Genomic DNA, 16,414 nt, shown 5'->3' with positions numbered 1-16,414 from the left:
ACCTCCCGGCGGGCGCCGCCTCCCCGCCGCACGGGGAAACGCAGCGGCTCCGCCCGGCGCGAGCCGGAGCGGAGCCGTCGTGGACCGGTCGGGTCAGTTGCCCCAGACCCTGGAGTTGCTCATCTCCGTGGTCATGTAGTTCTCGCGCGCGATGCCCACCGCGCCGCCGATCTCGTTGAGGACCTTGTTGATGTCCCGCACGGCGGCGTCCCACTGGGCCTGGTGCTGCTCGTAGGCGGCCCGGTCCTGGCCCTCCCACTCGAGCTTGCTCAGCATCGCCCGCAGCGTGTCCAGCTTCTCGTCGATGGTCCGCGAGATGGCCTGCATCTGCTGGTTGCTGCTCTCGAGGACAGCGTAGTCAACCTTGATGCTCATCGATTCCTCCTCTGCCTGTCTTCGCGGATCACGGGTTGAGCGCAGCGTGGAACTTGTCCAGCATCTGCTGCTGCTCTTCGTCGTTGACCTGGTGCGTGGTGCCGGACTTGTCGAGCAGGTCCGCGATGTTGTCCATCGCCGTGAGCAGCTTCGCCGTGTCCTCGGTCCAGCGGTTCATCAGGCCCTGGAAGCCCGTGGAGGCCTGGCCCTTCCAGGCCATGGCCAGGTCGTCGACCACGTTCCACAGCTTCTTGAGCTCGCCGTCGACGTCGCTGCGCGTGGACCGCACGTCACTCGCGGCGGTGTGCAGAGTCGCTGCACTGACCTCGAACGCCATGCTTCACACCCTTCCGTCATCTAGTGGCGGCGGTTCCGCCGCGCCCTCCCCCGCGGCAAGGCGAACACACCCCACCGACGGACACTTCATCCGAACCGTAGCGGACGACGTCCAACCCGCGCAGCCCTCCCTTCCCATCGTCGAATTCCGACAGGACACCGCGATCCGGCGTGGACCGTACGAGTTGGACGGTGCCCGGTCAGGCCGGCTCCGTCCAGGCGGTCTGGATCAGCTGCTGGCCGTCGCGGCGGCGGACCAGGGTGCCCCGGCCGGGCGGCTGCGGGGTCGGCCGCAGGTTGCCGAACACCGCACCCTCCTCGCGGCTGCCCGACATCAGCAGGCCCGGCGAGTCCAGCTCGCGCAGGCGTTGCAGCACCGGCTCGTAGAGAGCCCGGGCCACGCCGCCCACCCGCCGCGTGACGATCAGGTGCAGGCCGATGTCCCGCGCCTGCGGCAGCAGTTCGTGCAGCGCGCTGAGCGGGTTGTTGCCGCCGGAGGCGACCAGGTCGTAGTCGTCCACCAGGATGTAGAGCTCCGGCCCCTTCCACCAACTGCGGTCGCGCAGCTGGGCGGTGGTCACGTCCGGCCCGGGCAGCCGGTTCTGCAACGCGCTGCGGATGGAGCCGAGGCCCTGGCTGAACACCTGGTTGGACGGCGCGTAGTCGAGCAGGTGGTCGCCCTCGACCGCCCCCAGCAGGCCCCGCCGGTAGTCGGCGATGACGAGCCGCGCCTGGGCCGGGGTGTAGCGCTCGGCGATCCCCCGGGCGATCAGCCGCAGCAGGTTGGTCTTGCCGCACTCGGCGTCACCGAAGACGGTCAGGTGCGGCTCGCTCGCCAGGTCCAGGTAGACCGGGGCGAGCGCCGACTCGTTGACCCCGATCGGGATGCCCGGGGCGGACCGGTCGACCACCTGGGCCAGGTCGGTCAGCGCCAGCTTGCGCGGCAACAGCCGGACCTTCGGAGCGGGCCGGCCCGGCCAGTTCGCCGCCACGTGGCCGGCCAGCGCCACCGACGCCTCGGTCAGGTCCTCGATGTCGCGCTTGCCGTCGATCCGCGAGACCGCGGTGAGGAAGTGCAGCTTGTCCCGGGTCAGGCCCCGACCCGGCGAACCGACCGGCACGTTCTGCGCGGCCCGCCGGTCGATCTCCGACTCGGACGGGTCACCGAGCCGCAGCTCCAGCTTGGTGCCGAGCAGGTCCCGCATGTTGATCCGGATCTCCGCCCAGCGCACCGCCGTGATCACCACGTGCACGCCGAAGCCCAGCCCCCGGTTGGCCAGGTTGGTGATGGTCTGCTCCAGCTCCTCGTACTCCTGGCGCAGCGTGTTCCAACCGTCCACCACGAGGAAGACGTCCCCGAACGGGTCGTCGGCGAACTCCCCGGCGGCCCGCCGCCGGCGGTAGCTCGCCACCGAGTCGATGCCGTGCTGGGTGAACCGGTTCTCCCGCTCGTCGATCACGGCGACCACCTCGGCGACGGTCCGCCGGACCGCCTCGGTGTCGCGCCGACCGGCCACGCCGGAGGTGTGCGGCAGCCCGTCCAGGCTGCGCAGCGCGCCGCCGCCGAAGTCGAGGCAGAAGAACTGCACCTCACGCGGCGTGTGGGTGAGCGCGAGGGAGGCCAGCATCGAACGCAGCATGGTGCTCTTGCCGCTCAGCGAGGCGCCGACGATCACCACGTTGCCACCGGCGCCGGAGAGGTCGACCATCATCGGGTCCCGACGCTGCTCGTACGGCCGGTCGACGATGCCGACCGGCACCGCGAGCCGGCCCCGGCCCGGCCAGTCCGCGGTGGTCAGGCCGAACGTCGGGTGCACGCTCAGCTTGGGCAGCAGCTCGGCCAGCCCGGACGGCTCCGCCAGCGGCGGCAGCCAGACCTGGTGCGCCGGCCGGCCCCGGCCCTTGAGCTGGTCGATCAAGACGTCCAGCATGGCCACCGCCTTGCCGTCACCGGTCTGCTCCGGCTCGGGCGCGGTCTCCGCCGGGGTCGGCAGCTTCGGCACCGGCACGTAGTCGATGCCGTACGGGACGATCCGGCGCTGCACCTGCGCCCGGCTGGAACGCTGCGTCTGCCCCGGCGCCCGGTAGGGGCCGGAGACGTAGGCGGCGCGGAACCGCAGCATGGTGGCCGTGTCGGTCTTCAGGTAGCCGTGACCCGGCGCGCTCGGCAGCTCGTAGGCGTCCGGCACCCCGAGCACGATCCGGCTCTCCACCGCCGAGAAGGTCCGCAGACCGATCCGGTACGACAGGTGCGTGTCCAGACCGCGCAGCTTGCCCTCCTCCAGTCGCTGCGAGGCGAGCAGCAGGTGCACGCCGAGCGACCGACCCAGCCGGCCGATCATCACGAACAGGTCGATGAAGTCCGGCTTGGCGGCCAGCAGCTCGGAGAACTCGTCACAGATGATGAGCAGGCTGGGCATCGGCTCCAGCGGCTCACCGGCCGCCCGCGCCTTCTCGTAGTCGTAGCGGGAGACGTAGTTGCCGGACGCCCGCAGCACCTCCTGGCGGCGGTTCATCTCGCCGGCCAGCGCGTCCCGCATCCGGTCGACCAGCGGCAGCTCGTCGGAGAGGTTGGTGATCACGGCGCTGGTGTGCGGCAACGCGTCCAGCGACGCGAACGTGGCGCCGCCCTTGAAGTCGACCAGGACGAAGTTGAGCTCCTCCGACGAGTGCGTCACGGCCAGCGCACCGACCACCGTACGCAGCAACTCGCTCTTGCCGGAACCGGTCGCGCCGATGACCAGGCCGTGCGGGCCCATGCCCTCGTGCGCGGACTCCTTGAAGTCCAGCTCGACCACGTTGCCGTCCGGCCCCAGGCCGAGCGGGATGCGCAGCCGGTCCCGGTGGCCGCGCGGGCGCCAGGTCTGCCGGGTGTCCACGGTGGCGGCGTCGCCGACGCCGAGCAGGTCCGGCAACTCCATGCTGCGGGCCAGCGGCTCTTCGGTGCTGGCGCCCTGCTGCTGGGAGAGCCGGAACGGGGCGATCTGCCGGGCCAGCCCCTCCGCCGCCGCCAGCGACAGCCGGTCCGGCCGGCCGAGCCGGGAGGAGGTGGGGCCGCGCACCAGGTCGAGCCCGCTGCCGTCACCGGCGTCCAGGCAGAGCAGCCACCGGCCGGCGTCCCGGGGGACCGCGCCGGACAGGTCGAACACGGTCGCGCCGAGCAGCCCCGCGCCGGTCAGCGCGCAGGTCGCCGAGACCTCGCCGCCGTCGAGCACCACCACCACGTGCGGCGCGGTGGTGAGCGGCTTCGCCTCCGGGGCGAACCGGGGCCGGCCGCCCAACTCGTTGGCGAGCGCCGACTCCGCCTCGGCCAGGCTGGCGAAGACCATCCGGCGCGCGCCCGCCGCGTCCGTACGCCCCGGGTGCTGGGCGTGCGGCAGCCACTTCGCCCAGTCCCAGACCGGCTGCCGGTCCGGTGCGGCCACCACGACGACCAGCAGGTCCTCCGGGGCGTGGAAGGTGACCAGCTGACCCAGCGCGGCCCGGGCCAGATCGAGCACCGGCTCGCGGTCGCCGCGCAACGCGATCCGGCTGAACGCGCGCAGCGACAGGGCGGTGGGCAGGTCGGGCACGCTGGAGTGGGCCCTGACGAACCGGCGCAGCGCGATCGCGCTCATCGGCTCCAGGTCCTCCACCGGCTTGGTCTCCGGCGGCACGATCTCCACCGCCAGCCGTTGCGGACCGAGCGCGATCCGCACCTCGCCGAAGTCGTCCTCGGTGATCCGCCGCTCCCACAGCCGACGCGAGGCGGCGATCGACCAGAGCGCGTCGGGCTCCGGGTGCCGCCAGGTCATCGCGGCGCGCTGCTGCTCGGCCGCCCGCCGGGTGCGCTTGCGCATCTGCGCCAGGTAGCGCATGTAGTCGCGCCGCTGGGCGTTCAGCTCCGCCTTGTCGTTGCCGCCGTTGCCGAGCGTGCCGATCGCCATGCCCAACATGGACACCCCGAACAGGCCACCGGCGACGTACGTCATCATGCCGCCGCCACGGCCGGCGTAGAGGAAGGCCATCGCGCCGACGCCGCAGAGCATCGGCAGGATCATCAACACCTGCCCCATGCCCTTGGCCTGCGGCTCCGGCAGCTCGGGCGGAGACTCCAGCAGGACCTCGCCGCGCGGCAGCGCGGGTCCCGGTTGACGCGGAAGTCGGCGGAACACCACCGTACTCACGGCTCTCCCCTCCCCAGAAGTGGCAGTGATCGTGGTCTGCCACCGCCGGTGAGCGTCGGGTGGGCAACCTGTGCGACCGCCATCGTAGGTAATCTCCCGGAGGCGTCGTGGACCCGTGGGGGCGACGTCGACGGCCGGGTGGATCGTAGGGCGAGCACGAGGAGGCCACAGTGGCGACGAAGGCGGCGACCGGCGGGCTGAGCCGGATCACCATCGTGGCGCCGCGCACCAGGATGGATCTGGCGCTGCCGTCCGACGTGCCGCTGGCCGACCTGCTGCCCACGCTGCTGCGCTACGCCGGCGAGGACCTCGCCGACGAGGGTGTGCGGCACGGCGGTTGGAGCCTGTCCCGGCTGGGCGGGCAGCCGCTCGACGGTGGCCGCACCGCCGCGCAGCTCGGCGTCCGCGACGGTGAGGTGCTCTACTTCAACCCCCGGGCCGCCACCGCACCCGAGATCGTCTTCGACGACGTGGTGGACGCGGTCGCCACCTCCACCACCCAGCGGGCCGGCGCCTGGCAGGTGGGCACCACGCGCTCGTTCGCCGTTCTCCTCGCCGGGTCGACGCTGGCCGCGGGCGCGGTCGTGGCGCTGTTCACCGGGCCGCCGCAGCTCCCCGGCGCGCTGGCCGCCCTGGTGGTCGCGGTCGCCCTGCTGGTGGGCGCCGCCGTGCTGTCCCGGGCTGCCGGCGACAGCCGTACCGGCGCGGTGCTGGCCCTGGTCGGTGTCGGTTACGCGGCGGTCGGCGGCCTGCTCGTGCTCGCCGGGGACCGATCGCTCGACGACCTGGCCGGCCCGCACGTGCTGCTCGCCGCCACCGCGGTGGTGGTCTTCGGCGCGGTGGCCGCGCTCGCCGTCGGCGACCGGCTGCCGCTGTTCCTCGGCGCGGTGGGCGTGGGGGCGGCCGTCGGTCTCGGCGCGGTGCTCAGCCTGGCCTTCGGCATCGGCGCGGCGGCCTCGGCGGCGGTGGTGGCGACGGTGGCCTTCGGCGCGCTGCCCGCGCTGCCGATGCTCGCCTACCGACTGGCCCGACTGCCGGTGCCGTCGATCCCGACCGGCCCGGAGGACCTGAAGACCGACACCGAGTCGGTGGACGGGCCGTCGGTGCTGCGCGACAGCGAGCGCGCCGACGGATTCCTCACCGGCCTGCTCTGGACCGTATCGCTGCTGGTGCTCGGCGGCGAGGTGGTGCTCGCGCTCGACGGCCGGCTCCCGGCCGTCCTGCTCTGCCTGGTGCTGGCCCTGCTGTCGCTGCTGCGGGCGCGCCCGTTCCTCGGCCGGGGCCAGCGCACCCCGGTGCTGCTCGCCGGCACCGTCGGCCTCGGCCTCACCGCCCTGGCGGTCTTCGCGGCCGGCTCCACGCCGGTCCGGCTCGGACTGGTCCTGGGCGGGCTGACCGTGGTGGCCGTGATCAGCCTGGTCTACGGCCTCACCGTGGCCGGCAAGCGGATCTCCCCGGTCTGGGGCCGCACCCTGGACATCGTCGAGATCCTGCTGATCGTCGCGCTGGTGCCGCTCGCCGTCTGGGTCTGCGGCATGTACGGCTGGATCGTCAACCTTCGACCGTGACGGTGCCCATAGCGGTGCCGACCGGCGCGGTGGCGTAGACGCCGGGGCCGTGCTGGCCGTCCAGCGGGCGGGCCGGCACACCGGCCCGCCGGGCCATGTCCCGCACGACCTTCACCAGCGCCTCGGCGTGCCCGTCCATGGCCGCCACGCGCAGCAGCGGCGGGACCCGCCGGCCGCCGGGGAGCACCACGGCCGCCACGGTGTGCGAGGGCGCGGAGGTCGAGGTGACCGCGTCCACCAGCGCGCCCAGCGAGCCGGTGGGGCGGACCCGCAGGGCCAGGCAGCGCTGCGTCCAGCCGCCCCCGCGCAGGCTGGTCCACGTCTCGACCGGGGACTCCGGCGCCAGGTCGAGCCCGGCCCCGGAGACCACGGCCGCGTGCAGCTCGTCCCGGCCCAGGACCCGGTGGCCGAGGCCGGCGGCGGTGAGCGCCTTGCCGAGCCGGCCCACCCCGGCCGCGACGGTGCGGTGCACGCCGCGCAGGCCGCCGCCACGGCTCACCGTCTCGGCGCGCGCGTCTCCCACCGACAGGCGCAGCGCCACCCACACCGTGCGGTGCGCCGCGGGCGGCGCGCCGGGCGCCGGGTACCAGACCAGGGTGTGCGAGACCACCTGGGTCTGGGTGACCGGGCCGGTGAAGTCGGCCAGCACGGCGAGCGCCCGGTCCACCGTCGACGCCTCGATCGACCCGGCGGGCGCGCCGGGTCGACCGGTCAACGCCAGGGCGGCGAACCAGCCCCGGTCGTCCTGCCCGACGCCGAGACGGGTGCCGCGTTCGGTCAGCTCCACCACGGTCAGCTCGGGGGCGAGCGCGGCCAGCCGCGGGTCACCGCCGGGCACCGCGCCCCGGGACCGGTCCCGACGTCGGCGCAGCCGGCGACGGAGCATCAGGTCCTCGTACCACCAGCGGCCGCCCCGGCGGGCGAACGCGGCCACCACGGCCAGCAGCGCCAGCCCGGCGACCACGGCGAGCAGCCAGGCCGGGCCCGCGGTGGCGAACCAGACCGCGAGCACCGCGCACTCCACCACCACGAGCTGACCGACGACGAACGGACCGAGTCGGCCCCGCCGGCGCCGGTCCGCCGGGGTGACCGGCCGGTCCGCCGGCACGGCGGGGGCGGTGGCCGTACGACCGGGTGGCGCCTGGAGCTGCGTCATCGGTGAGCGTCCCTTCTGGACATCCTGGGCATCCGCCGGCGGGGTGGGTCGTCGGGTGGCGGACGGGTCCCGGCGCACCCCCGACGGCCCCTTATCGTAGGGAAGCCCGCGGCGCTGTTCGGACCTGATCGCCGCGGACCCACCCCCGCCGGAGGTTAGTCATGCGGACCCGCCGCGATCAGGTGCAGGCGTACCGCTTCGTCACCCGCCGCATCGTCTCCGCGCTGCTCTCCGGCGACCCGGAGACCAACGACCTGCCGATGCGCCGCCTCGGCATGGCGGTGTTCGGCAGCGTCGTCGCCGCGGCCGTGGTGCTCGGCGGCGTGGGCGCGTACGGGCAGCTCACCAGCAACTCGGCGCCGCTCGAGGCGAACACCGTGGTGATCGAGCGGGAGACCGGCGCCACCTACTACTTCGGCGAAGACCAGGTGCTGCACCCGACGCTCAACTACGCCTCGGCCCGGCTGATCGTGAACGACGCCGCCGCGACGGTCCGCACCATGTCGCAGGCCTCCATCAAGGACCGGCCGCGGGGCCGGATGGTGGGCATCGTGGGCGCGCCGGACGACCTGCCGGACCGCAAGTCCCTGGTCGGGCTGCCGTGGTCGGTCTGCGACGTGCCCGACCCGAACGACCCGCGGCGCTCCACCACCCGCCTGGTGGTCGACCGCCCGCTGCCCGGCGGCACCCCGCTCACCGACCGGGCCGTCCTGGTCCGCACCAGCGACGCGCGCTATCTGCTCACCGGCGGCGCCCGCCTGCGCGTGGTCGGCGACGAGCAGGCGCTGGTGGCGTTGCAGATGGCGGGCGCCACCAACCTCACCGTCGGGCAGCAACTGCTCAACGCGGTGCCGGTGGGCCCGGCGCTGCGCAAGCCCGCGATCGACGGGGACGGCGGGCCGAGCGGGCTCACCGTCGCCGACCGGCCGGCCCGGATCGGTCAGGTCTACCAGGCCGCCGGCCAGTACTACGTGCTGACCCGGCAGGGTCTGGCCACGATCCGGGAGGTCACCGCCCGCCTGCTCCTCGGCGGCGGCGGCACGGTGACCGAGATCACGGCGGACGAGGCCGGCCGGCTTCTCACCGACCAGCGGCTGGACGCCGACGGGCTGCCGGCCCGGACGCCGACGCTGCACGACGTCCGCCCCGGGCGCACGGTGCTCTGCGCCACCTACCGCTCCGGGCCGGCCGGCCAGCCGCCGACCACCACGCTGGAGGTCTTCGACTCGCCGCCGGCCGAGCTGGCCGGGACGACCGCGATGCCGGCGCGCCAGGGCGCCCGGGACGCCGTCCGCACCGCCGAGAGCGTGCTGCTGCCCGGCGGAAAGGGCGTGCTCGTGCAGGCGACGGCCGGCGAGAGCGGCAAGCCGGCGGCCGGCTCGACGGTCTACCTGATCACCGCGCAGGGGATCCGCTACCCGCTCGGCGCCGCCGGGGGCGACGCGAGGAGCGCGCTCGGCTACGGCGACGTGACCCCGCTGGCGGTGCCCGCCTCGCTGCTGGCGCTGGTGCCGACCGGCCCGACGCTGGCCCGCCAGGACGCGTTGGCGTACTTCGATGCGGCGGACGCCCCGACGGCCGGCGCGACGCCCCCGGCGGACGGCGGGGCGGCCCAGGTCCAGGGCGGTTGAGCGGGCGGCGAGAGGTCCGAAGTGGAGGAGGGCGACGACGGGTCGCCCGGGTTGGTCCGGTTCGACTAACCTGAGCATGGCCAACGGTTCTGGACGATGACTACGGGGATGCAGCCATGACGGGGCGCACGACAGTCGACGTACTGTCCTTGGAGGACTTTCACCAGCGGCTCGAGCGACGTCTGCACGAGGCGGAGTCGGTGTTGCGCAAGCTCAACACCGAGATGCAGTGCCGCCCGCCGGCGCTCGGCACGTTCACCGACGCGACCGACAACTCCCGTCGCTACTCCGAGACGCACCAGAGCTACGTCAACCACGTCGACCGACTGCGCCGGGCGATCCTGGCCGCCCGCGAGGCGACCCACACGATCATGACGAACTACAAGACCGCCGAGGCCCGCAACGCCGCCGTCGCGGCCGACGTCGCCGCCGCCCTCTCCGGGCTCAACGAGGCGATGAAGCAGCCGAAGGAGGATCCGCGTGTCTGAATACACCCAGCGCTACGAGCACGTCAGCCACGAGGAGCTCTACCAGGGCGTCAACGCCGGCGACCCGAAGCAGATCGAGGGCCTCAGCGCCCAGTGGACGTCGCTCAAGGGCACCCTCGACGATCTCGGCCGCGACCTCGCCGCCGACCTGGACGCGCTGGCGAAGACCTGGACCGGTGATGCCGCCCGCGAGTTCCACCGCCGGCTCGACATGGTGGTCGGCTACTCCGGCAACCTGGCCGAGGGCATGACGGGTGTCCGACAGGGCCTCGACATGATGGCCGTCGAGCTGCGCACCGCCCAGGCCAAGGCGGAGAGCCCGGAGAAGACCGACGACAACGACAAGTTGCTCTCCGGCGCCGGCAAGGGCTTCCTGATCGGCGGTGCCCCCGGCGCGCTGATCGGCGGCATCGTCGGCCACCAGCAGGACGAGGCCGAGCAGGAGAAGGCCCACCAGCGGATGGTGCAGGTCGTGGCGAAGCTGGCCGAGGGCTACGACTTCTCGGCGTACGGTCGGATCGTGGTGCCGGAGCCGCCACCCGACGACTTGTTCCGCCATCCGGGCGGCAGCGATCCGACGCTGCAGAACGGCCCGTCGGTGCGGACGCCGTCGGCCGGCCCGAGCCTGGGCAGCTTCGGCCCCGGCGCGAACGGCACCGCGACCACCTCGGGTGTGCACCACACCGCCCCGACCAGTGGCACCCCCGGCGACGGCGGCCCGGGCGGCGGCGTCCCCGGCGGCCACACCAGCGCGGGCGCGCCGGGTTCCGTGACGACCGGTGGCGCGATCGACCCGACCGGCACCTCGCTGGCCGGCGCCGGCCCGCTCACCAACACCGGCGGGCCGCTGATCGGTGGCGGCCCGGGCTTCGGTCCCGGCAGCGCCAACCCGACGATGACGGCCGGCGGGGGCGGTGGCACGCTCTACGGCGGTCCCGGCGTGCTGAGCACCGGCTCGTTGGCCGGGACGGGCCCGGCGAACGCGGCGTCCTCCGGGCGACTCGGCGGCGTGCCCGGGGCGGACAACCGCTCGGCCGCCGGCACCGGGCGGCTCACGTCTGGCCGCGGCCTCACCGTCGACGCCGAGGGCAGGTCCACCGGCCGCACCACCAGTGCCACCGGTCGGCCCGCCATGGCCGGCCGCAACGGCGTGCTGGGTGGGCGCGGCGTCGCGGACGACGACGAGTCGGAGGGCCGGCTGACCTGGCTCACCGAGGACGAGATGGTGTGGGGCGACGGCGGGTCGGCCCCGCCGCCGGTGCTCGGCGGCAACTGACCTCGACACGGACGAACGGCGCGGTTCCCCGGCGGGAGCCGCGCCGTCGTCGGCGGGTCAGCAGAAGGCGCCGGCCCTGGCGCCGCCGTCCTGTCGGGTGGTGCGGAAGTCGCAGAGGTCGTAGCCGTTGTCGGTGAGCGTCGCCTTGACGTCGGCGAGCTGCGCCGCGTCCAGCGACGGCTCCCGGGACAGCACGAATCCGCTGCTGCGGTCGGGGTCGCCGACGACCGCCCAGCGGTAGTCGGGGTCGAGCCCGATCACCACGTAGTTCGGGCCGCCCAGGTAGATCCACCGGCCGCCGAGGTTGATGAAGGAGACGGTCAGCGCCGAGTCGGCGGGCGGATTCTCGCTCCGGGCGCGTCCGGTGACCGTGCTGGTGGTGCCGACGATCGTCCGGCAGGTGTTGCGGACGCCGACGGTGCCGTCGGCCTGGACGTCGTACCGGGCCTTGACGTTCTTGAAGCACTGGATCTCGAACCACTGCGGGATCGCGGCCACCTGGTACCAGTCGCCCGCGTACCGGGTCACGTCGACGTCGGCCACCGGGCGCAGCGGACCGGTGTCGACCGACGTGGTCGCGGCCTGTGCGGGGGTGGCGCCCAGGGCGGTGACGGTGGCGGCGGCCAGCGCGGCGACCAGCGCGGTCGTGGTGCGGCGTGCTCCCATGGCTTCTCCTCGCGATCGGGGGCTCGACGGCGGAAGTGTGCCCGACCGGGACGGCGGAAAACTATCGCCAATGTCATCGTCGTCGATGCATCCGGCGGGGCGTCCCGGAGCGAAGAAGAAGGTCCGTCCACAGCGACCCGTGGGCCGGCTCACGTAACCCGCAAGATCGTCGAGCTGCGGGAGCCGACATCACCCGATAGGTTGAGACGGTGCTGTCCGTAGCGTTCGCCCCGTCCACCTGGACGGCGACGCTGCGCCGGATCGCCCGCACGGCCGTGGCCAGCCTGGTGCTCATCGCCGGCCTTCAGGGCCTGGCCGTCACGCCCGCCCCGGCCGCGCCCGCACGTTCCGCCGGCACGGCGGCCGAGGCGTCCGTGACCACCGCCGCCGCGCCGGCACTCGCCGCGCCGGCGGGTTTCGCCGCCGACGCCGCCACGGCCCTCGCCGCGCCGGGGACTTTCGCCGCCGGGGCCGCCACGCCGGCCACCGCCGAGACCGCCCCGCGCTCCGCCACCGGTCCGGCCCCGGATCCGGTCGTCGCCAGCCCGTCCGCCGACGCGGCCGTGCCGGTCCCGGCCGTCGGGGCCGCGGCCACCATCGAGCCGGGTCGCGCCGCCATCGGCCGACGCGGGCCGCCGCGCGCCTGACCGGGCCACCCCTCCGGTACGCCCCGACGCGCCCCGCCCCACGCTCCCTTCCGCGCGTCCCGTCGCGTCCGCCGCGACGCTCCCCGCCCGACTTCCGGGCGCCCAACCGTTGATCGTCGATGTTCCATCCGAGGTGCTGGTGATGCAGACCGTCTTCTCCACCGTCCTGCCGGACGTCCCCGCCGCCGCCGTGATCTGGCTGGCCCTGCTTGCGGTGGCGGCTGTCGTGATCGCCGCGCTGGTCGTCCGACCGACCCGGTTCCGTTCGGTGTTCGGCGAGCGGATCAGCGAGGCCGCCCGACCGAGCAGCATCGACCTGGCCGAGCAGGCCCGCGAGCGGGCCCGGGAACGACGCCGGTACGCGGACGAGGTGGCCGTGGCCGCGTCTCGCGCGGCCACCACCGCCGAGCGGAGCCGCACCGAGTGGCTGGCCGCCCAGGACGAGGCCGAGGAGGCGTGGCGGTCCTGGCAGGCGGCGGAGAAGGACATGGACCGGTTGGCCGCCGCCGCGGCGCTGCCGCTGCCCCGGACCGCCCGCACCCCGGCCGAGTACGCGGACCGGGAGCGCTGGCTGCACCGGGCGGCGCTCGACGCCCAGTGGCGCAAGGAGATCACCGTTCGGCAGCTCAGCGACATCCTCGGCGGGAACGGCTGGGATCCGAGCCGGCACCCGGTGGAGCAGGAGCTGCTGCTGCGTCGCCTGGTCCGGGACAACCTGGCCGCCCGCCACCGCGCCGCCGCCGAGCGGGAACAGGCCGCCTGGCGGGCCGCCGAGACGGCCGCGGCCGCCGCGCGGAGCCTGCGCGAGGAGGCGTTCGCGGCGTTGCACCCGGTCGCCGAGCCGCAGGCCGCACTCTCCATCGTGGGCTTCGCCGGGCCGGAGACGACCCGGGAGCTGCCGACCGGGGCGGTGGGTGCCGAGATCACCCGGGAGCTGAGCCCGGTGGCCCGGGGCCGGGCGGCCGTGGCGGCGTACTGACCGTCGGGCGGCGCCGGCCCGGCTCGGCTAGCGTGGTGGTGTGTCCCGTGAAGCCTGGGTGCTGGTCGCACTCGCCGCCGTCGTCGCGGCGGCAACGCTGGTCGGGGCGGTGCTGCTCGCCGTCCGGGTGGTCCGCACCCGCCGCATGCTCGGTGCGCTCGGCGCCGGTGGCAAGGTCGCGTTCTACGGCGCGTTGATCTACACGATCCTGCCGGTGGACCTGCTCCCCGACCCGATCTACCTGGACGACATGGGCGTGCTGGCCGGCGCGCTGTTCTACCTCGGCCGGCTGGCCGCGAAGCACCGGGCGGCACAGCGCGCGGCGGGTCCCGCCCCGGCCGCCACACTGCCCGCCCCGCCGGGTGCCACGCCGCGTCGATGACCGATCATCAGCTCGACAGGAGCACGGCGAGCGAGGAGACGGCATGCCCGGCGACCACCGGTTGGATCCGCACGACCAGCGGGTCGCCCGCTTCTTCGCCGACCGGCACCTCGCCACGCTGACCACACTGCGGGCCGACGGCACCCCGCACGTCGTACCGGTCGGGGTGACCTTCGACCCCGGTGCGGGCCTGGCCCGTGTGATCACCTCGGGTGGTTCGGCGAAGGCCCGGCACGTGGCGGCGGCCGGCGCGGCCGGCACGCCGGTGGCGGTGTGCCAGGTCGACGGCCGCTGGTGGCTCACCGTGGAGGGCCGGGCGGTGGTGCGTCGCGACCCGGGGTCGGTGGCCGAGGCCGAGCGCCGGTACGCCGAGCGTTACCGCACGCCGCGCCCGAACCCCGAGCGGGTGGTCATCGAGATCGCGGTGACCCGACTGCTGGGCAGCCTGCCCGACTGAGGCCCGGGCGCGTCGTCTGTCCGGTTCCGCCGTGGTCCGGACCACGGCCGGAAATGGGCGGCCGAGCAGGGCGGTTGCACTCTCCGTACGCCGAGCGCCACTCCCGGTGCCGCGTCTCCCCGACCGGAGCGTCGACCCCCGAATGGAGCCTCGCCATGAATCCGATCATCCGTAGGTGCCTGCTCTCCGTCGCCGGCCTGGCCGCCGCCGGCAGCGCCGTGGCGGGTCCGGCCGCCGCCCACGCCGCCCCGGCCCCGGTGAAGGGCAAGGGCGACCGCAGCGCCGACTTCGAGTACCAGGCGCAGCCGAACTTCTTCTACTGCGGTCCGGCCTCGACCCGGATCGCGCTGTCGGCCGAGGGCAAGGACGTCAGCCAGGACGAGTTGGCGGCCAAGCTGGGCACCACCGAGAACGGCACCGACTCGGCCATCGACATCACCCGGGTGCTGAACGAGTACACCGGCGGCAAGTACAAGACCACCGAGATCCGCGACGACGTGGCCACCCGGGAGCAGGTCGAGCGCCTGCGCGCGGACATCCGGGCCGCCGTGGACGCGGACCGGCCGGTGGTGGCGAACATCCTGGGCGGCGCGCGGGACGTCGACGGGGTGGAGCACAGCTACCCGGGCCACTACCTGACCGTCGTGCGCTACGAGGACGACGGGAACAGGGTCCTGATCGCCGACCCGGCCCGGCCGGACGAGCCGACGTACTGGATGGACGTGACCGAGCTGGCCAACTGGATCGCCGGCCGCGGTTACAGCTCCTGACCACCGGATCCCAACGGGCCGGCCTCCGCGTGGAGGCCGGCCCGTGATCCGTCGGGTGGTCAGCGGCCGGTGTCGCCCTCGCCGGTGCGCTGCTGCGCCATGTCGACGCCCTTGTCGATCTGCTGGTCGTACTTGCCGCCGGTGCGCTGGTCGGCCATGTCGCCGGCCTTGTCCAGGCCCTTGTCGATTTGCTCGTCGTGCTTGTCGGCGAAGTCCTTGGCCTTGTCCATGAAGTCGCTCATGTCGGTTCTCCCTTCGGTACGTTGAAAGCCTTCCCTGAGGCCGAGGGCACAAACACCGGGCGGGCGTTCACCGCCCGGGTGTCGGATTCGCGCGCGTCGGGTACCAACGGCCACGATCGAGGAGGCGACGTGGACGACGACGCTGGTACGCCCGAGCCGGCGAGGCCGGCTCCGACGACCGGACCCCGGCACACCTGGGCCGGGCTGCCCTGGCCGGTACGCACAGCGGTCACCTGGAGCGCCTGCCTCCTGGTGATCGCGGCCGGGCTGTGGCTGCTCGGGCAGGTCGCGGTGCTGCTGGCGCCGCTGGCCGTGGCGCTGGCCGGCACACTCTTCCTCGCCGCGCTGCTCGACCCGGTCCTGGTCCGGCTGCGCCGGCTGCGGGTGCCGGCCGCGCTCGCCGCCCTGCTCTCCATCCTGCTGCTGCTCGGCATCCTGGTCGGCGTCGGCACCCTGGTCTGGAATCTCACCGCCAGCCAGTTCGGCGAGTTGAGCCAGCAGCTCGACGAGGGCCTGCAACGCAGCCGCGACTTCGTCACCTCCACCCTGCCGGTCAGCGACCAGCAGCTCGACCGGCTGATCGAGCAGGTCCGCCAGGGGCTGAGCAGCGGCGCACCCGACCCGGTCGCGGGTGCGCGCAAGGCGGCCGAGGCGGTCGGCTCGCTGCTGCTCGGGTTGGTGCTGCTCTTCTTCCTGCTCAAGGACGGCCGCTCGATGTGGCACTGGGTGCTGCGCCGGCTGGCCGGTCCGCGCCGCGAGCTGACCGCCGAGGCGGGCCGGGCCGGCTGGCGGACGCTCGGCGCCTACAGCCGGGGCACGATGATCATCGCGGCGATCGACGCCCTCGGCATCGGGCTGGCGCTGGTCGTGCTGCGCGTCCCGCTGGCGCTGCCACTGGCCCTGATCACGTTCCTCGGCGGGTTCGTGCCGATCATCGGCGCCACCGTCGCCGGCGCGGTGGCGGTGCTGGTCGCGCTGGCCGCCAACGGTCCCACCACGGCGCTGCTCACGCTGGCCGCGGTGATCGCGGTGCAGCAGATCGAGGGCAACCTGCTGGAGCCGCTGGTGATGCGGCGGCAGGTGCAGCTGCACCCGGCGGTCATCCTGGTCGTGGTCACCGCCGGCACGCTGGTCGCCGGGGTGGCCGGCGCGTTCGTCTCGGTGCCGATCGCCGCCGTGCTCTGGCGGGTGTTGGACACCGTGCAACGGCACCGTTCCGGCGAGACCACCCGTCGGGCCGAGGCCACCGGCTGACGTCAGGCCGGGTGGGGCTGA

16 protein-coding genes are annotated in these 16,414 nt (G+C 74.2%); 10 read left to right on the top strand and 6 right to left on the bottom strand.

What is annotated here, in order from left to right; translation table 11 throughout:
• Nucleotides 1–93 precede the first annotated feature (93 nt).
• The 3 genes from O7600_RS21550 to eccCa form a co-directional block, all read right to left on the bottom strand.
• Nucleotides 94–375, bottom strand: coding sequence for a WXG100 family type VII secretion target (locus tag O7600_RS21550; RefSeq protein WP_281590034.1), 282 nt, complete (start codon nucleotides 373–375; stop codon nucleotides 94–96).
• A gap of 28 nt (nucleotides 376–403) precedes the next feature.
• Nucleotides 404–712, bottom strand: coding sequence for a WXG100 family type VII secretion target (locus tag O7600_RS21545; protein ID WP_091583107.1), 309 nt, complete (start codon nucleotides 710–712; stop codon nucleotides 404–406).
• A 199-nt stretch (nucleotides 713–911) separates the two neighbouring features.
• Entirely contained in the window at nucleotides 912–4,877 is a 3,966-nt protein-coding gene (eccCa, locus tag O7600_RS21540) for a type VII secretion protein EccCa (RefSeq protein ID WP_281590031.1), read from the bottom strand.
• A gap of 170 nt (nucleotides 4,878–5,047) precedes the next feature.
• On the opposite strand from eccCa, the gene eccD reads away from it, so the two are divergent.
• Complete coding sequence (gene eccD / locus O7600_RS21535; RefSeq protein WP_281590029.1) at nucleotides 5,048–6,445, top strand: type VII secretion integral membrane protein EccD; 1,398 nt, start codon at nucleotides 5,048–5,050, stop codon at nucleotides 6,443–6,445.
• Here eccD and O7600_RS21530 read toward each other — a convergent pair.
• Nucleotides 6,429–7,601: a type VII secretion protein EccE gene (locus O7600_RS21530; RefSeq protein WP_281590027.1), complete on the bottom strand. Its 1,173-nt coding sequence runs from the start codon at nucleotides 7,599–7,601 to the stop codon at nucleotides 6,429–6,431. The genes eccD and O7600_RS21530 overlap by 17 nt on opposite strands.
• Nucleotides 7,602–7,762: 161 nt before the next feature.
• Between O7600_RS21530 and eccB the strand changes: the two genes are divergently transcribed.
• The 3 genes from eccB to O7600_RS21515 all read left to right on the top strand — a co-directional run bounded on the left by eccB (nucleotide 7,763) and on the right by O7600_RS21515 (nucleotide 10,996).
• Nucleotides 7,763–9,232, top strand: coding sequence for a type VII secretion protein EccB (eccB, locus tag O7600_RS21525; protein ID WP_281590025.1), 1,470 nt, complete (start codon nucleotides 7,763–7,765; stop codon nucleotides 9,230–9,232).
• A 149-nt stretch (nucleotides 9,233–9,381) separates the two neighbouring features.
• Nucleotides 9,382–9,720 (top strand): hypothetical protein, encoded by a 339-nt coding sequence (locus tag O7600_RS21520; RefSeq protein ID WP_281590023.1) that lies wholly within the window; start codon nucleotides 9,382–9,384, stop codon nucleotides 9,718–9,720.
• A complete protein-coding gene (locus O7600_RS21515; protein WP_281590021.1) occupies nucleotides 9,713–10,996 on the top strand; it encodes a WXG100 family type VII secretion target in 1,284 nt (427 codons plus the stop codon). The genes O7600_RS21520 and O7600_RS21515 overlap by 8 nt, the downstream gene beginning before the upstream one ends.
• A 57-nt stretch (nucleotides 10,997–11,053) precedes the next feature.
• Here O7600_RS21515 and O7600_RS21510 read toward each other — a convergent pair whose 3' ends face one another.
• Nucleotides 11,054–11,662, bottom strand: a complete 609-nt coding sequence (locus tag O7600_RS21510; RefSeq protein ID WP_091583141.1) for a lipocalin family protein — start codon at nucleotides 11,660–11,662, stop codon at nucleotides 11,054–11,056.
• Between the two features lie 209 nt (nucleotides 11,663–11,871).
• Between O7600_RS21510 and O7600_RS21505 the strand changes: the two genes are divergently transcribed.
• The 5 genes from O7600_RS21505 to O7600_RS21485 all read left to right on the top strand — a co-directional run bounded on the left by O7600_RS21505 (nucleotide 11,872) and on the right by O7600_RS21485 (nucleotide 14,897).
• Entirely contained in the window at nucleotides 11,872–12,309 is a 438-nt protein-coding gene (locus O7600_RS21505) for a hypothetical protein (RefSeq protein WP_281590018.1), read from the top strand.
• A gap of 142 nt (nucleotides 12,310–12,451) precedes the next feature.
• Complete coding sequence (locus O7600_RS21500) at nucleotides 12,452–13,288, top strand: hypothetical protein (RefSeq protein WP_281590016.1); 837 nt, start codon at nucleotides 12,452–12,454, stop codon at nucleotides 13,286–13,288.
• A 40-nt stretch (nucleotides 13,289–13,328) separates the two neighbouring features.
• Nucleotides 13,329–13,670, top strand: coding sequence for a YkvA family protein (locus tag O7600_RS21495; RefSeq protein WP_091583148.1), 342 nt, complete (start codon nucleotides 13,329–13,331; stop codon nucleotides 13,668–13,670).
• A 43-nt stretch (nucleotides 13,671–13,713) separates the two neighbouring features.
• Nucleotides 13,714–14,127, top strand: coding sequence for a TIGR03618 family F420-dependent PPOX class oxidoreductase (locus O7600_RS21490; protein ID WP_281590014.1), 414 nt, complete (start codon nucleotides 13,714–13,716; stop codon nucleotides 14,125–14,127).
• Between the two features lie 155 nt (nucleotides 14,128–14,282).
• On the top strand, nucleotides 14,283–14,897 hold the full coding sequence (locus tag O7600_RS21485; RefSeq protein ID WP_281590011.1) for a C39 family peptidase: 615 nt from the start codon (nucleotides 14,283–14,285) through the stop codon (nucleotides 14,895–14,897).
• 59 nt (nucleotides 14,898–14,956) lie between these two features.
• Here the strand turns inward: O7600_RS21485 and O7600_RS21480 are convergent, their stop codons facing one another.
• Nucleotides 14,957–15,139: an antitoxin gene (locus O7600_RS21480; RefSeq protein WP_281590009.1), complete on the bottom strand. Its 183-nt coding sequence runs from the start codon at nucleotides 15,137–15,139 to the stop codon at nucleotides 14,957–14,959.
• 129 nt (nucleotides 15,140–15,268) lie between these two features.
• Between O7600_RS21480 and O7600_RS21475 the strand changes: the two genes are divergently transcribed.
• Complete coding sequence (locus tag O7600_RS21475; RefSeq protein ID WP_281590008.1) at nucleotides 15,269–16,393, top strand: AI-2E family transporter; 1,125 nt, start codon at nucleotides 15,269–15,271, stop codon at nucleotides 16,391–16,393.
• The last annotated feature ends 21 nt before the right edge of the window (nucleotides 16,394–16,414 follow it).

Source organism: Micromonospora sp. WMMA1998, from assembly GCF_027497375.1.
GTDB lineage: Bacteria > Actinomycetota > Actinomycetes > Mycobacteriales > Micromonosporaceae > Micromonospora > Micromonospora sediminicola.
The sequence above is the reverse complement of the archived record's forward strand: the minus strand, read 5'-3'. Positions and strand labels throughout refer to the sequence as shown.

Coding starts and splice junctions, on each gene's coding strand:
- O7600_RS21480 (WP_281590009.1), bottom strand. CDS start 15,139: ATGAGCGACTTCATGGACAAGGCCAAGGACTTCGCCGACAAGCACGAC.
- O7600_RS21500 (WP_281590016.1), top strand. CDS start 12,452: ATGCAGACCGTCTTCTCCACCGTCCTGCCGGACGTCCCCGCCGCCGCC.
- O7600_RS21510 (WP_091583141.1), bottom strand. CDS start 11,662: ATGGGAGCACGCCGCACCACGACCGCGCTGGTCGCCGCGCTGGCCGCC.
- O7600_RS21545 (WP_091583107.1), bottom strand. CDS start 712: ATGGCGTTCGAGGTCAGTGCAGCGACTCTGCACACCGCCGCGAGTGAC.
- O7600_RS21485 (WP_281590011.1), top strand. CDS start 14,283: ATGAATCCGATCATCCGTAGGTGCCTGCTCTCCGTCGCCGGCCTGGCC.
- O7600_RS21550 (WP_281590034.1), bottom strand. CDS start 375: ATGAGCATCAAGGTTGACTACGCTGTCCTCGAGAGCAGCAACCAGCAG.
- O7600_RS21530 (WP_281590027.1), bottom strand. CDS start 7,601: ATGACGCAGCTCCAGGCGCCACCCGGTCGTACGGCCACCGCCCCCGCC.
- eccB (WP_281590025.1), top strand. CDS start 7,763: ATGCGGACCCGCCGCGATCAGGTGCAGGCGTACCGCTTCGTCACCCGC.
- O7600_RS21490 (WP_281590014.1), top strand. CDS start 13,714: ATGCCCGGCGACCACCGGTTGGATCCGCACGACCAGCGGGTCGCCCGC.